This is a genomic window from uncultured Williamsia sp., from assembly GCF_947494875.1.
Classification (GTDB): Bacteria; Actinomycetota; Actinomycetes; order Mycobacteriales; family Mycobacteriaceae; genus Williamsia_A.
On sequence record NZ_CANLWM010000006.1, the window covers coordinates 237,261 to 251,850 of the forward strand.

Consider the following 14,590-nt stretch of genomic DNA (forward strand, 5'->3'; position numbering starts at 1 on the left):
GAGCTCGTCTCTTCCCGACCGCGGCCACCCACGGCTGCCTTCTCACCGAGGACCACCATGAATCGCAACACCAAAGGCGCGCTGGCCGCCGGAGCCGCCGTCGTCGTCCTGCTCGGAGGGGCGGGCTCGTTCGCACTGTGGAGTGACAACGCCAGCAGCACGCCGGGCAACCTCACCACCGGTCAGCTGAAGCTCACCGCGGTGGGGACGCCCTCGTGGAAGGACGTCTCGGCGAACGGGATCATCGGCGGCACGACGGTGAACCCCGCCACCGACTTCCTCGTCCCGCAGGACACCTGGGAGTACACGGCCAGTTACACCGCGCTCGCGACCGGCAAGAACATGAAGGCGCAGGTCACCGTGAACCCCGGAACCGCCGGCACCCTCCCGACCGGCGTCACCATCACCCCGACGGCCACCGTCGCGGGCAACGCGGCCACCGGCGGCACCGCCGTCGACATCGCCCCCGGCGCCGCGCGCACCGTGGAGGTGAAGGTGACCGTGGCCTTCGCCGACGTGACCGGTCAGACGAGCCAGAACTCGGCGGTCAACGTCTCGAACATGTCCGTCAGCCTGAACCAGGTCCGTCCCTGACGATGGACATGTCGGGCAGAGCCCGGCTGCTGCTCGTCGGGATCGTGGTCGTGGTGGTCGGGCTGTCGCTCGCGGCGGTGCAATCCACGGGAGCGCTGTGGTCGGGTAGCGCCGCGACCGGTGCGACCACCGCCACCACCGGCCAGCTGCGGCTCGTCGCGGGCGGCGGAGCGGGATCGACCTATCAGTTCCCGGGTCTCACGGGTTCGGCGATCCTGCCCGGTGCGCAGGCGCAAGCGCCGCTGGTGATCAGCAACGGCGGCACCACGCCGCTGCGGTATCGGCTGACCGCCGCCGGCCCCGAGGTGTCCTCGGGGCCGGGGGTGACGGTCGTGCTGTCCGGAGCTGTCGGGGGGACCTGCTCGACGGGTCCTCTCACCGGTACCACGGCATTCCCGACGACGACGAGCTCGGCGTCCACCACCGCGATCGCGGGCACCTGGCGATCACTGGCCAGAGGGGCCTCCGAGACCTGGTGCATCCGCACTGTCCTGCAATCGGTCTCGGGTGCAGGCTCGTCGACCTACTCCCACCTTTTCACCTTCGCCACGGAGCAGACACGATCATGACCACCGAAGCCACGGAGCGGACACGCACCGGTCCGCTGTGGTGGATCTGGCAGATCGTGACGTGGGTGCTTCTGCTTGCCGCGGTCGCCGTCCTCCTCGCGACGATTGTCGTGCCGAAGATCGCCGGCGCGCAGCCCTACACGGTTCTCACCTCGTCGATGAAGGACAAGTACCCGCCCGGCACGCTGATCGTCGTCAAGAAGGTCGACCCGGCGACGCTCCAGATCGGTGACGTGGTCACCTACCAGATCCGTTCCGGCGAGCCGGATGTCATCACCCACCGCGTCGTCGGCTTCACCTTCGACCAGCGCGGCAACCGATTGCTCACCACACAGGGCGACGCTGTGCCCACCCCTGACGAGCGACCGGTCCAGGCGGGTCAGGTGCGGGGGAAACTCTGGTACTCCATCCCGTATCTCGGCTACGTCAACAACTGGATCACCGGGTCGACGCGGATGGTGGTCGTCTACGCGATCGCCGGGGTCCTGATCGTCTACGCCGCCGCGCAGTTCGTCGGGTCGGCCCGCGATCGACGGGCGGCGAGGGCAGCGCGGTGAATCGTGTTCTCGCCGCAGCCATCAGTCGGCGCACCAGGGCGCTGCTGTCGATCGGGATGGTCGTCGGTATCAGCGTTGTCGGCACATTGGCGCTGTGGTCGTCAACAGTCTCGACACGGTCGGGAGTCTTCACCACGGCGACGATCAACCTTCTCGCGGACGGGGCGAAGGCATCGACCTTCACGTTCACCCCCAGTGGTCTGCTGCCCGGACAGTCGGCCGCTAAGGTTGTCGCCGTCACCAACACGGGCACCGCGCCCCTGACCTATTCGGCCGCGGTGTCGAGCCCTGACTCACTCGGCCGCGCGATGACCCTCACCGTGGTCGCCGGCGCCACCGCAGCCAACGGCGTCTGCGGTTCGGGTACATTGCTGACCTCCGGCACGGCGATCACCGCCACCGCGACGACCTTCGCGACCAATCGTGGTCCTCTGGCCGCCACGAACGGTGCTGAGAACCTCTGCGTGCAGGTGGGTCTTCCGTTGGCCGCCGACGCGTCACTGGCGGGTACCGCGGGATCCGTTGCGCTGACGTTCACAGGGAGCGCCGGCACATGAGCGCGCGCAGTAGGAAAATTGTGGTCGAGACGGCGCTGACGGTCGGGGCGCTCGCCGGGGTGCTGTGTGTCGTCGTCGCGATCGTCAGTGTCGCGTTCGGGCTGTCGCCGCTCGTGGTGCGCTCGGGCTCGATGACCCCCACCATCGCCACCGGTGACATCGCCGTCGCGCGATCGGTTGCGGCGACAGACGTCCGCGTCGGCGACATCGTGAGCGTCACCCGACCCGACGGGACCCGCGTCACCCACCGCGTCACGACGATCGATGCGCGCGTAGGCAATTCGACGACCATGACCCTGCGTGGCGACGCCAATCCCGTCGCCGACGCCGAGCCCTACACCGTCACCTCGGTCGACAGGGTGGCATTCCACATCCCGAAGGCCGGATACGTCCTCACCTGGTTCGCGACGCCGTGGGTGTGGGCCCTCGCGACGATGGCTGTGCTCGGTCTGCTGTGGGTGGCGTTCCGTCCCGATCGGCTGTGGCACGCCCGTCGACACGGCCGCCATGCGAAGGTCAGCCGTACAGCCGATCGCCGCTCGATCGCCGTCCAGGTGATCGCCGTGGCCGTCGTCGTCGCGTCTGCGCTGACCGGATACGCCCGCACCAGCGGCACATTCGCGGCGCTGACCGACACCGCGACCGCAACGGGCAGCGTCTCGGCGATCCGGCCCACCGCGCCGGCGTCGTTGAGCTGCACCACCGTGGGCACCTTGGTCACGTCCGCGCGGTTGTCGTGGCCGAACCCCGTCGCAAGCCAGGGCTACGACTATCAACTCGTCTTTACGCCCAGGTTGTTGGGGACGTCGCGGACGGTCACCGTGCCCGCGTCCACCACCGACCCGACGACGCTGAACGTCACCAGCAGCTACGTCACCACCATCCTCGGGCTGTCGGTCCTCGGTACCTACGACGTCGAACTGCGCAGCAAGGTCGGCAACTTCACCTCGAGCGGTCGGCTCACGATCGCACTCGGCGTGGTGCTCGGCAGCGTCTCCTGCGGGGCGTCGACGGGTACGTCGTCCGCTGCGGCCGCGCCCCCCGCAGCTCGCCAGACCGCGCCCACGTCGTCCGCCTCGACGACCCCGTCCACCTCGACGACGAGTAGTGTGCCGCCGAGCTCGATGACGACCGCCCCGACCACGACGACCTCCCCGTCCTCGACTCCGCCGGCGACCACGACGACCACGCCACCGGCGATCCCGGCGGGAGTGCCGTCACCGGACGGCTCCTATGTCGCGCTGGTGTCCGACGGCGTCGTCGTCATCCGCACCGCCGCCGGCGTGGAGGAGTACCGGGGGAGTGGGACGTCGGCGACGTGGATCGGCCCGTCGACCCTGCGTGTCATCGCATCCGACGGCACCACCACGGATCTCGTCCGCTCCGGCGGCCAGTGGACGGCCGTGTCTGCCGCCGCATCGGACACGTCCAGCGCGACCACGACGACCGACGTCGTGGGCTGACGGCAACGGGTCTACCGTTCCGGATCGTGAACACCGTCGCGGTCCTCTATGTCGGCGACCTGGTGCGCATGCGCCGCTTCTACGAGGTCTGCTTCGGCTGGCAGGTCGTCGACGAGGGCAATCGGTACTGCGGGATGCGGTCTCGGGCGGGTCTGGTCACCCTCGTCGAGACGGCTGACGCGCGGGTCGAGATCAGCCCGTCGCCCCGTCGTTTGGCCACCGCGATCAAGCTGGTCGTCGAGGTCGACAGCATCGACGACGCCGCAAAAGCGGTGGCCGAATCCGGTGGCCGGATCGACTCCGCCGACCGCCCGTGGATGTTCCGTGGGACCGCACATCTTGACGTCATCGATCCCGAGGGCAACGTCGTGCAACTGGTCCAGAGTGCCCCCTGACGGTCGTCTAGTATCCGTACGCCACACGAACGAGCGGAGGACGTCGTGAGAAGGATCGCGCTGACCGGGACCGTCGCGCTGTCGGTACTGACTGCGGCGGCGTGCAGTTCCGGGACCACGACGTCGACGGCGCAGGGCGGTGCCGCTGCCACCTCGTCGCAGACGTCGTCGAAGCCGTTGTCCGCCTACCTCCTCCAGCAGTCCGACATCCCGAGCGGCTACCAGCAGCAACAACTGCCGCCGGGCGCCGCCGACGCGGTCGGCTCCATCACCGCCGCGACGAAGGGTGCCAAGGTGACCCCGACGTCGTGCCAGCCCGACCTGTCGGGTTTCGATGCGCAGCAGGCCCTCTCGACCCCGAAGGCCATCTTCGCGAACACCGCGACCGGGGCCGCGATCGTGACGGCGGTCAGCACCAAGTCGGCCGGCGCCAACGGATCGGTCGAGGACTTCCGCCGGTACAACCTCGGTGACTGCGCGACCCACCAGATCACCACGACGGTCGGCGCGAACTCCGTCACCGCGACGCAGAAGGCGACGCAGCTGACCGTCGACACCCCGGGCGTCAGCGGGGCGCTGGCCGCCCGCCTCGAGACCACCGCGCAGGTCCCGGGAGCGCCGGAGCGGACCAGCGAGCAGCTCGTGGCCCTTCTGCCCATCCCCGACGGCGCCGTCCTCGTCAGCGTCAACAACCTCACCGCTCAGCCCGACGAGGCCGTCTTCCGACAGGTCGTCACCGCCGCGGCGAAGAAGATCAGCGGCTGACCATCGCCTGCATCAGCACCAGAGTCGGCACGACGAGAATCAGCCCACCGATCACCCGAGCCGTCGCGTTGCCGATCGCCACGCCGACCGCGGCGAACACAACGGTGGCGACCGCGAGGCCTTTCGCGATCGCCACGCCGCTGTAGTCGGCGGTGTGGGTGCCGCTCTCGAAGTCGCTCGCGAACTCGGTGCTGGAGAGCAGCTCCAGGATGGGGATAGCCGCGAGCAGCGCGCAGAGAACCGCGGCGAGTGCGCACGTCAGTCCCAGCTTCTGCCGAGGTGTCAGATCGTCGTTCGTCATGGTCGACAGTCCATCGGCTCCGGAGCACGGCGACCAGCGCGGAACTACTCAGGCGACGCCACATCTGACACCCTGTTCCGGACACGACCGGGGGTGACGGTGGATTTCACGCAGGAGCGAGCGGCGTTCCTCGCCGGGTACGGCGACCCCGTCTCGCTGCTGACGGCGCTGCGCGAACAGGCGCTGTACGTACCGCTCGACGTCGACGACCAGTTCTTCACGCTCGTCGTCGACGACATGCCGTGGAACGTCGCATTCACCACCTGGGAGCGCGCCCAGGACTTCGCCCGAGCGGCTGGTCGCGATCTCGCATCCGTAAACGTGTACGAGGTGACCGGCGGACCGTTCATCGATACAGTCACCACCGAGGGGCCGGTGCCGACGGGGCTCGTCGTCGACGCGCACCAGGCCGACACGATGGTGTTCCCGCCGGACGCGCTGACGCCCGGCCCGAGCAACTAGGGGGTCGCGATGGGCGTGAACGTACAGCCCGAGGTGCTGCACCAGGCCGCGAAGGGCATCAACGGGGTCATCGACGGACTGTCGGGCACACCCGTGATCGGTGCGTACGCGGGACAGACCGGTCGCGGTTTCAACGACCTCGCGCTCTCCGGCGAACAGATGAGCCGCCCCGAGGCCAAGGCCGCGATGGACGACTTCTGCGAACGCTGGGAGTGGGGAATGCGCGCGCTGGTGCAGACCGCCAACGACATCGCCCATCACCTGAACCTCGGCGCCGGCATGTACGAGAACCAGGAGAAGTACAACGCCGACGCCTTGAGAGACTTCGCCAACGACCTTGTCGGCGACCCGAGCCTGCAGAAGGAGAGCGTCCGCGACGGCGACGGGAACATCGTCGTGAAGGGCACCGACGACATGTCCGCCGGCGAACTGGTCGACTACAACCGCGACCGTCTCACCCACCCCGACGTGTCGGCCGAGTCCTTCGCGGCGGTGAAGGACGACGTCGAGAACAACCTGAAGTCCGCCGCCGGCGACATCCCGCAGGCCCTCGGCAACGTCAGCGCCGTCGGCACCGCGAACGCACTGTCCGGCGGGTAGCCGGTGGGCTGGTTCGACGATGTCGTCGACACAGGTGAGGGCCTCCTCGACTCCGGCGAAAAGTTCCTTGGCAAGGCAGTCGACAAGGGAACCGATCTCGTCGGCGACGGCCTGCGCGCAGTCGGTCTGGACGGTGCCGCCGATGCAGTCGAAGACTTCGGTGATTCTGTCGCCGACCAGCTCGGCGCCACCCCCGAAGAGAAGTCGCTCGACGAGACCGACGATCCGAAGGAACTCGTCCACGGTGACCCGGGCGCGCTACGCGACCGCGCCTCGTCGCTGAGCACCATGGCCGGCTCGCTGAACGACGGCGGATCGGGGCTGCGCGGGATCTCAGTCGGCGACTGGACCGGTGAGGCCGCCGACGGATACCACGCGAAGACGTCTGCGGAGTTCCCCAAATGGTTCACCGCATCCGACGCGTGCGACGCAGCGTCCGGGGCGCTCACGTCACTTGCGGGCGCGGTGGAGTCCGCCCAACAGCAGGCGGCCGAGGCCGTACGGCTGTGGAAAGAGGCCCAGCGACAACACGATGCATGGCTCGCCGACGTCAACCGTCGCACCGACGCCTACAACGCGGCGGCGGATGCATACAACGCGGGCGCCACCGATGTGAAGCCGACCATGCCGACGTTCGGCCCCGACCCCGGTCCCGCGCTGAAACAGCAGGCGAACGACGTCCTGAAACGAGCTCGGACACAACGCAATGCAGCCGCCTCCGACGCTGCCGGGGCGCTGCACGGTGCTGCCGGTGAGGCGCCGCCGCTGCCTGCCGCCGGCGACAGGCTGCTCGATTCGATCGGCGACTACGGCCAGGCCTTCGACATCGCCAAGGACCACTTCGCCATGGGATTCGCCGGCGTCGCCACCGACACGGTCAAGATGGTCCGCACGGTCAACCCGTTCGACGCGTACAACCAGGCGCACCCCGCCGAATACCTCAAGAACTCGACGCAGCTCGGCGCTGGACTCGTCCACGCCGCCGCGAATCCCGAAGAGCTCGTGAAGGGCTTCGTCGGCACGGGTTGGAGCAAGGATCCCGCGCAGGCGTCGGGCGCGTTGACCGCCAACATCATGTCTCTCGTCGCGCCCGGGCCGAAGGGCGCCGGCGCACTGTCGGGGGCGGGTCGTGTCGCCGGTGCCGCCGGTCGTGACGCCGCGTCCGCGGCTTCCGGCGCCGCTCGGTCCGCGGCGAGTGCGGGCACCCGCGATGCGGCCGCTGCAGCGGGCCGGGGCCTGTCCGACGTCAAGGCGCCGGTGACCAAGATCGGTGACTCGGTCGCCGGCGACACCCGTGCAGCTACACCGTCGGCCGGTGCGCCGCGGTCTGACGGTCCCGTCGCCGCCCGTCAGGACACGGCGGCTGCGCCGGCGAAACCGGAACCCACCACGCAGCCCGTCTCTCATCGAGCCGATTCCGATACGCCCGCGTCGGGCGATCCTCCCCTGTCGAAGCCGGACGCCGACGCCCAACCAGGACACGGGGACCACCCATCGTCCGACACCACGCCCGGCACACAACCGAAGCCCGAGCCGGACCAGCCAAGGCCGCCCGACAACGGTGACACCCCGGCTCCCGACCGCGACAGCCAGCAGGGCCGCGACGACACGAACCAGCCCGTCCGCGAACAGGATCCGTCAGCCGGCCGTGATCCGGACACGACTGCGAACCACCCGGCAGACGATCCGACACCCCCGCGATCCGACGACCCGTCGTCTCCGCGGGACGGCGACACGCCGCAAGTGCGGGACCACGACCCGTCGACACCGCGCGATCCTGAAACGCCGCAACTGCGCGATCACGACCCGGCGCCCGATCGGACACCAGAACCCTCGGCTCGACCCGACAACCCCGACGGCCGCGCGCCCGTCGACCACGGTGGTCCCGCCCCTGACAGACCGGCTGACCCCGGTGCCACTCACCCCTCGGCGGCGGAGAAGGCGGACCCCCCGCCCGTTGCGTCGACGACGCCGGCCGCGGCCCACACGCCGACCGCACCGGCGCATTCGCCACATCTCGCGGACACCAAACCCGTCGAGACGCGCCCGGTTGGCGACGCTCCGCGGGTCGATTCACCCCGTGTCGACCAGCCCTCCCCGGCAACCCCGTCGACGACGACGGCGGCGCCGCGAGGCGACATGTCCGGTCGTCCGTTCGACAGCGGTATGGCGTCGCGTCCCCTGGGGTCGGAGCCCATCGGACAGCCGCCCGGCCGACTGGGCGATGCGCCTCCGACTGGTCACCCGGCGCCCGGGCACGGCCGGTCGGACTCCACCCCGCCTGCGGCAGTTGCCACCAAGCCTCTCGACACCACCGAGACCGCACCGGCGCGAACCGATCCGGGAGCGCCGACAAAGGAGGCATCGGCCGGGTCGGGAGACCGCGGGGTTGGGCAGAACGATCATCAGGTGTTCGACCCGAAGGAGACGCTGACCCCGAACGGTCAACTGGACCGGGACAACCCGAACGCGTCCGTCGACCGAGAACTGTGCCCCAGAGCCGGCGAGCCTGTCGATGTCGCCACCGGTGAGTACTTTCTCCCCGCAACAGATGTCGACCTACCGGGGATCCTGCCGCTGACACTGGTGCGCACACACCGGTCGAACTTCCGTGGCGGGCAGTGGTTCGGCCTGTCGTGGACCAGCACTCTCGACAGCCGACTTCTCGTCGACGCCGACGGCGTGACCACCGTCGACCCCGACGGCGTCGTCCTGCGCTTCCCGCCTGTCGACGGTGACGACGTCGTCGTGGCCGAACGCGGTGCGCTGTTTACCCTGCAACGCACCCCCGTCGGCGGATACGTCCTGACCGACGGAACGGGCGACCGGCATCACTGGTTCGACCCGAAGCCCCAGCTGGCCGGTGCCGACGTCGCCGCGGGTGCATACACGCTCAGTGCCATCACCGACCGCAACCGCAACCGGATCCTGTTCGGCTACAGCGACAAAGGTGTCCCGGTCAGCGTCGAGCACTCCGGCGGCTACCGGATCGCCATCGACACCGTCGGCGGCCGCGTGGTCCGGTACCGCGCGATCACCCTCGACGCGGACGGCGTCACCTCCACCACTCTGCGCGAGTTCGGCTACACCGACGGCGATCTCACGTCGAGCACCACCGCAGTCGGCGCCACCACGCGATTCACCTACGACGACCACCGCATCGTCGGCTGGGTCGACTCCATCGGCCAGACCTACGAGAACGTCTACGACCCCGATGGCCGGGTCGTCTTCCAGACCGGCACCGACGGCATCTGGGCGAGCCGCTTCGACTACCGCGACCTCCCCGACGGGACCGGCAGCGTCACCGCGGTGACCGACGCGCTTGGCGCGACCACCTTCTACGCCATCGACGTCGACGGCCGCCCACAGCGGGTCGCCGACCCGATGGGCCGCGAAACCGTCACCCGCTGGGACGTCCGGCGCAACCCGATCAGCACGACGGACCCGGCGGGGAACACCACGACGTTCGACCACGACGAGAACGGTGACCTCGTTCGCGTCGTCGGACCGACAGGATCGACGACCGTCGCCTCCTACGCCCAGCCCGGCCGGCCGTCGCGTATCGCGCGCACCGACGGGTCGGTCGAGACGGTCGGTTACGACGACCGGGGGAACCCCGTCGAGTACACCGACGCCAGCGGTGCGACCCGCCTGCTCGAGCGGTCACTCAATGGTGCCGTCACCGGGCAGACCGATCCCGATGGGCGACGCGTCACCGTCTTAACGGACACCGCTGGGCTCCCTGTTCGCGTGGAGGACGCGCAGGGCCACGCGACGGCCGTCGACTACGACGCCTTCGGTCGCCCCGTGCGGATCACCGCACCCGATGGCGCCGTCACGACGCGGAGCTACGACCTCGAGGGACGGCTCGTCGCCGAGACCGCGCCGGATGGTGGCATCCAACGATGGACCTACGACGGCGAGGGCAACCGTGTCGCGCACGTCGATGCCGTCGGTGCCGAGACCCGCTGGGAGTACGGCTACTACGACCTCCCGGTCGCTCGTATCGAACCCGACGGAACACGTACCGCGTTCGAGTACGACCGGGCGCGTCGGCTCGCCGGCGTCGTCAACGCACTCGGGGATCGCTGGATCTACGAGTACCACCCGGATGGACGTGTTGCTCGCGAGGTCGACTTCTCCGGCGCCGAGACCACATTCGGCTACGACGAGGTCGGTCGACTCGCGTGGAAGCAGAACGGTGCCGGCCAGCGCATCGACTACCGCTACGACGCCGCCGGGTCACTCGTCGAGGAGCGGTCGGGCGACGAGGTGGTCACCTACGAGCGCGATCGGGTCGGCCGGATGGTCTCGGCGCAGAACACTTTCGGTCGTGTGGAGTTCGGTCGCGATGCAGTCGGACGAATGGTGTCGGAGTCGTGGAACGCTGCCGCTGTGTTGTCCGCGTGGAGCGCCGGCGGTGACTTGGGGCGCCGGTCGATGCCGGGTGGATCCACGGTCACCTACGGGTACGACCCCCGCGGTGCGCTCGCGAGCGTCGACATCGACGACCGCTCCATCGAGCTGACAGTGGATGCGGTCGGCCGTGAGACCCGCCGCGCGTTCGGGACCGTCGCGATCGACTCCGCCTGGGACAGCGTCGGGCGGCTGCGTCGTCGTGCCGTCGTCGACGGCCTCGCCGACGCCGGGCGGCTCAACCTGGCACTCGGCCCGTCCGCCTTGTCTGAGAATGTCCGCGCCGCCAGCGACTTCACCTATCGCGCCGACGGCGCACTGCTCGAGGTCGTGAGGGAGGGACCCGCGACTGAGAGTCTTGCTCCGGCTGCACGCTTCGGTCTCGACGGCGCGGGGCGTGTCCACACGGTCACCGACCCGGCCGGCCAGGTCCGCGAGTCCTTCACCTACGACGCGAACCACAACATTGCCCGGGCTGGTTCGCCTGACGGGGAGTCGGGGTGGGAGTACCGGAATGGCCGACTTGTCGATGACGGCCGCAGCACCTACGGCTACGACGGCGCAGGTCGCGTCGTCCAGGTCGTCCGGCGGCGGCTCAGTCGGAAACCGGATGTGTGGCGATACGGCTGGGATGCGTGGGACCGACTGAGGTGGGTGATCGATCCGTCTGGCCGTCGGTGGGAGTACGAGTACGACCCGCTCGGTCGCCGCACGGCCAAGATCGCCGACGACGGGTCGCGTGTTCTGTTCCGCTGGTCGGGAACCCAGCTCGTCGAGCAACTCGACGCATCGACTGGCGAACTCACCTCATGGGTGTACGCGCCGGGTGGTCTCACCCCGGTGGCGCAGGTGTCCGGCCCAGTGGCGTCTCGCGAAACCGGCGGTCTCCTCAACCTCGCCGGGGCAGATGGAGACGCTGCGCCTCTCACGCAGTCGGAGGTCGACCGTCGGTTCTTCGCGATCGTCAGCGACCAGATCGGTATGCCCGTCGGGCTCCTGGATCCCGACTCAGGTGAGATGGCCGGCCGCGCCACCACCACTCTGTGGGGACAGGCCACCTGGACCGGCGAATCGACGCCCATCCGCTTTCCAGGCCAGTACGCCGACGACGAATCCGGGTTGGTCTACAACCTCTTCCGCTACTACCACCCGGGCTCGGGCCGATATCTGACGCCAGATCCTCTCGGTCTTGCTCCGGCCCCCAATCCCTATGCGTATCCGACCAACCCGACGACCACAGCCGATCCGTTTGGTCTGATGCCCGATGGCTGTAAGCAAGACTTCCCCGGCGGGTCGCTGGAAGCACACGAGAATGCAGGCGGACACACCATCGAGAAGCACGTGGGAAAGTCTGATGACTATCTGCGCAACCGCCTCGGGACCTCCGGAGTTCAGGCGGCGTCGACCTTTTCGGATCTCGCTACCGCGGAGAGGGCGATAGCGAAGTTGCTCGGCGACAGGTCCGGGGACATCGGTTCGTGGTTGAACGGCGCGCGACGGCGTCTCGTCCTCACCGGCGATGTCGGCGACATCGTGGGAAGAGTGCTCGAGCGTGGTGTCCCCAGTCCGTCGGCGGCTTCCGCGATCCGTGTCGTGCTTGATCGCGGCGGTCCAGAGAATCTCGCGTACCTCATCAGAACCGCCTTCCCCGTATTGGAGTGACCATGAATTATCTCGAGACGCTTGTGCGGGACTATTACCACCAGGACTACGAGATGGATGGTGGAAGGTGGGGCGCCCTGGATGTGTTCATAGACAACTTCGGGGGCTCTGAGGCCGCAGTCGCGCTGATTCGTGAGATCGATCGGCTATTTGAGGCATCGGGCTCGGACGATGACCGCGTGTCAGATCATATCGCCAAGCTTGGTATCCAGATCATGCCGAGCGCTTCGGAAAAGAATTACGCTGGTTGGCTGCGCCAAGTTCGGGCACGAGCCGAGAACATGCTGCTCGCGCAGCCGGGCGGCCGGCGAGAGGACCGCGATGACGCGGAGTGAGGGCGGCCCGACCAGAATGAGTGCCGTCTTTCACGAGGCGCACTCCGAGACACGGTCGAGTTTCGCGAAGTGAGTTGTTGATGACCGACGATCGGTGGACCTTGGTTGATGTCGAGACCTCTGGCCTGAGTGTGCAGCGGGATCGTGTGCTGAGCATCGCGGTTCTCAATCTGGATGGCGACACGGTCGTGGACGAATACAGCACGCTCGTGAACCCCGGTTGCGATCCCGGACCGGTGCATGTCCATGGCCTTACTCCGGCGCGGCTGCGTGACGCTCCGCGATATGACGAAGTAGCCGCCGAGATTCATGGCAGGCTTCAATCGCGAATCCTAGTTGCCCATAATGCGGCCTTTGATCACGGCTTTCTTTCTGCAGAGGCCGTGCGACTCGGCGACGCGCTCCCCACGCAGCAGCGTTTGTGCACGGTGGCGTTGACCCGCCGATTGCAGCTGAACGTACCCAACGCGAAGCTCTCGACGCTGACCCGCTACTGGAGGATTCCGCACCGCCGGGCGCACGACGCGCGGGAGGACGTCGTCGCGTTGGCCGGAGTTTTCCGCCAGAGTCGTAGTTTGGCGGCCTCGTTGGGTCTGCCACTCCCGATCGTTTCCTGCGGTGTGGATGCCAAGGCAAGCCCGTCGCGAAGCGGCACCACGCGAGCGCCGCGTCCGCCCAAGCGGAATTGCCCATTCCGCAATCCAGGTCGCTTTCATGAGTCGACGGGACTGATTCAGGGCATGCGTGTCGCGATCACGGGACCGCTGTCGCGGCCTCGCGGCGAAGTGGTCGACGCGCTGACCACAGCCGGCCTCGACGTCACGGGTTCTGTGAGCGCGCGAACCAGCGTGCTGGTCACGAACGAGCCGTCTGACTCCACCAAGTCACGTGCTGCCGACGCGCATGGTGTTCCGATCATCGACGAGCGGACACTGTTTCGGCTTCTCGATCGAGTGCGCCCGGGTACGCCTGCGGACGCCCCGGTGGAAGTCGAGCCGCATCAGCCCGTTCGCGCGTCGGGCAATGCTCATGCGAATCCGATTGCGTCGGGCGTACAGCGCGGCCCATGGAGCCGTCGCCGCGTACTGCTCGTCGGTGGTCGCCATGTGGAGGCGACCATCATGCGTTCCCGGCTGATCCAGTTGGGTGCGCTCCCGGCGGTGAACCTGACGGCGGGGGTCACTGATGTTCTGGTACTCGACGGCGGTGACGGCGATCCCCGCATGCCGCGCATCCGCGAGCGCGGGCTCACCGTGCTCGCGCCGCGAGATGTCAACGCACTGCTCGGAACGGCTGCCGGTGATCCGCCGTCGGCGCCGATGACGCCGCCATCTGATGAGCACGAGCCGGTGGTCGTGCCGGCAGGGGGAGTGGTCGATCTGCCGCCTGAGGTCGACGATCTGACCGTGAACGTCTCGTGGTCGGTCGCGTCGGATGCCGATGTCGACGTCGTCGCCTTCGAGCTCGGCACGGACGACTTGGTCCCGTCGGATTCTCATTTCGTGTTCTACAACCAACCGTATGGGCCGACCAGCGCGACTCAGTTGAGCATTGACGGTGACCGCGAGCAAGCCATTCACATCGACCTGGCGGCGATCGACGACGGCATCTCCCGTGTAACCGTCGCTGCTGCGCTGGACGGGCCTGGATCATTCGGTGACATCGGGGCGTTGGGTGTGACTGTCGATGGGGGAGAACGACTTCTCGCATCATCGGTGCTGGACGCTGCGACGACCGAACGCACGATGATCGTCGCCGAGATCTACCGGCGGAGCGGGCTCTGGCGTGTTCGGGCGGTGGGGCAGGGATACGACCACGGCCTCGCGGAACTCGTGGTGGGATATGGAGTCGAGGTGGATCAGTAGGCGACGTAGCGCAAGTTCGGACTGATTCGGGTTGGCGTGGACCACCAAT

13 protein-coding genes are annotated in these 14,590 nt (G+C 68.3%); 12 read left to right on the plus strand and 1 reads right to left on the minus strand.

Going from position 1 to position 14,590, the window contains the following annotated elements; genetic code table 11:
* Positions 1-57: 57 nt before the first annotated feature.
* The 7 genes from Q1A98_RS15450 to Q1A98_RS15480 are packed head-to-tail and all read left to right on the plus strand — an operon-like array spanning position 58 to position 4,900.
* On the plus strand, positions 58-594 hold the full coding sequence (locus Q1A98_RS15450; protein WP_299575143.1) for an alternate-type signal peptide domain-containing protein: 537 nt from the start codon (positions 58-60) through the stop codon (positions 592-594).
* A gap of 8 nt (positions 595-602) precedes the next feature.
* Positions 603-1,163: a hypothetical protein gene (locus Q1A98_RS15455; RefSeq protein ID WP_299575145.1), complete on the plus strand. Its 561-nt coding sequence runs from the start codon at positions 603-605 to the stop codon at positions 1,161-1,163.
* Complete coding sequence (locus Q1A98_RS15460) at positions 1,160-1,720, plus strand: signal peptidase I (RefSeq protein ID WP_299575147.1); 561 nt, start codon at positions 1,160-1,162, stop codon at positions 1,718-1,720. Before Q1A98_RS15455 ends, Q1A98_RS15460 begins: the two co-directional genes overlap by 4 nt.
* Positions 1,717-2,277, plus strand: coding sequence for a SipW-dependent-type signal peptide-containing protein (locus tag Q1A98_RS15465; RefSeq protein ID WP_299575149.1), 561 nt, complete (start codon positions 1,717-1,719; stop codon positions 2,275-2,277). The genes Q1A98_RS15460 and Q1A98_RS15465 overlap by 4 nt, the downstream gene beginning before the upstream one ends.
* Complete coding sequence (locus Q1A98_RS15470; RefSeq protein WP_299575151.1) at positions 2,274-3,740, plus strand: signal peptidase I; 1,467 nt, start codon at positions 2,274-2,276, stop codon at positions 3,738-3,740. Before Q1A98_RS15465 ends, Q1A98_RS15470 begins: the two co-directional genes overlap by 4 nt.
* A 26-nt stretch (positions 3,741-3,766) precedes the next feature.
* Positions 3,767-4,135, plus strand: a complete 369-nt coding sequence (locus Q1A98_RS15475; RefSeq protein WP_299575153.1) for a VOC family protein — start codon at positions 3,767-3,769, stop codon at positions 4,133-4,135.
* Positions 4,136-4,180: 45 nt separating this feature from the next.
* Complete coding sequence (locus Q1A98_RS15480) at positions 4,181-4,900, plus strand: hypothetical protein (RefSeq protein ID WP_299575155.1); 720 nt, start codon at positions 4,181-4,183, stop codon at positions 4,898-4,900.
* Here Q1A98_RS15480 and Q1A98_RS15485 read toward each other — a convergent pair.
* Positions 4,890-5,201 carry a hypothetical protein gene (locus Q1A98_RS15485; protein ID WP_299575157.1) on the minus strand — a complete coding sequence of 104 codons (312 nt, stop codon included), beginning with the start codon at positions 5,199-5,201 and terminating at the stop codon, positions 4,890-4,892. The genes Q1A98_RS15480 and Q1A98_RS15485 overlap by 11 nt on opposite strands.
* Positions 5,202-5,300: 99 nt before the next feature.
* Here Q1A98_RS15485 and Q1A98_RS15490 point away from each other — a divergent pair, with 99 nt between their 5' ends.
* The 5 genes from Q1A98_RS15490 (at position 5,301) to Q1A98_RS15510 (ending at position 14,541) form a co-directional block, all read left to right on the plus strand.
* Entirely contained in the window at positions 5,301-5,663 is a 363-nt protein-coding gene (locus tag Q1A98_RS15490; RefSeq protein WP_299575159.1) for an SseB family protein, read from the plus strand.
* Between the two features lie 9 nt (positions 5,664-5,672).
* Positions 5,673-6,263, plus strand: coding sequence for a hypothetical protein (locus Q1A98_RS15495; RefSeq protein WP_299575161.1), 591 nt, complete (start codon positions 5,673-5,675; stop codon positions 6,261-6,263).
* 3 nt (positions 6,264-6,266) lie between these two features.
* Positions 6,267-12,341: a putative T7SS-secreted protein gene (locus Q1A98_RS15500; protein ID WP_299575162.1), complete on the plus strand. Its 6,075-nt coding sequence runs from the start codon at positions 6,267-6,269 to the stop codon at positions 12,339-12,341.
* Positions 12,342-12,343: 2 nt separating this feature from the next.
* The gene (locus Q1A98_RS15505; RefSeq protein WP_299575163.1) at positions 12,344-12,676 is read left to right on the plus strand and encodes a contact-dependent growth inhibition system immunity protein; all 333 of its coding nucleotides are present in this window, start codon (positions 12,344-12,346) and stop codon (positions 12,674-12,676) included.
* An 80-nt stretch (positions 12,677-12,756) separates the two neighbouring features.
* The gene (locus tag Q1A98_RS15510) at positions 12,757-14,541 is read left to right on the plus strand and encodes a TerD family protein (RefSeq protein ID WP_299575165.1); all 1,785 of its coding nucleotides are present in this window, start codon (positions 12,757-12,759) and stop codon (positions 14,539-14,541) included.
* Positions 14,542-14,590: the final 49 nt, after the last annotated feature.

Coding starts and splice junctions, on each gene's coding strand:
- Q1A98_RS15455 (WP_299575145.1), top strand. CDS start 603: ATGTCGGGCAGAGCCCGGCTGCTGCTCGTCGGGATCGTGGTCGTGGTG.
- Q1A98_RS15460 (WP_299575147.1), top strand. CDS start 1,160: ATGACCACCGAAGCCACGGAGCGGACACGCACCGGTCCGCTGTGGTGG.
- Q1A98_RS15505 (WP_299575163.1), top strand. CDS start 12,344: ATGAATTATCTCGAGACGCTTGTGCGGGACTATTACCACCAGGACTAC.
- Q1A98_RS15470 (WP_299575151.1), top strand. CDS start 2,274: ATGAGCGCGCGCAGTAGGAAAATTGTGGTCGAGACGGCGCTGACGGTC.
- Q1A98_RS15450 (WP_299575143.1), top strand. CDS start 58: ATGAATCGCAACACCAAAGGCGCGCTGGCCGCCGGAGCCGCCGTCGTC.
- Q1A98_RS15485 (WP_299575157.1), bottom strand. CDS start 5,201: ATGACGAACGACGATCTGACACCTCGGCAGAAGCTGGGACTGACGTGC.
- Q1A98_RS15495 (WP_299575161.1), top strand. CDS start 5,673: ATGGGCGTGAACGTACAGCCCGAGGTGCTGCACCAGGCCGCGAAGGGC.
- Q1A98_RS15510 (WP_299575165.1), top strand. CDS start 12,757: ATGACCGACGATCGGTGGACCTTGGTTGATGTCGAGACCTCTGGCCTG.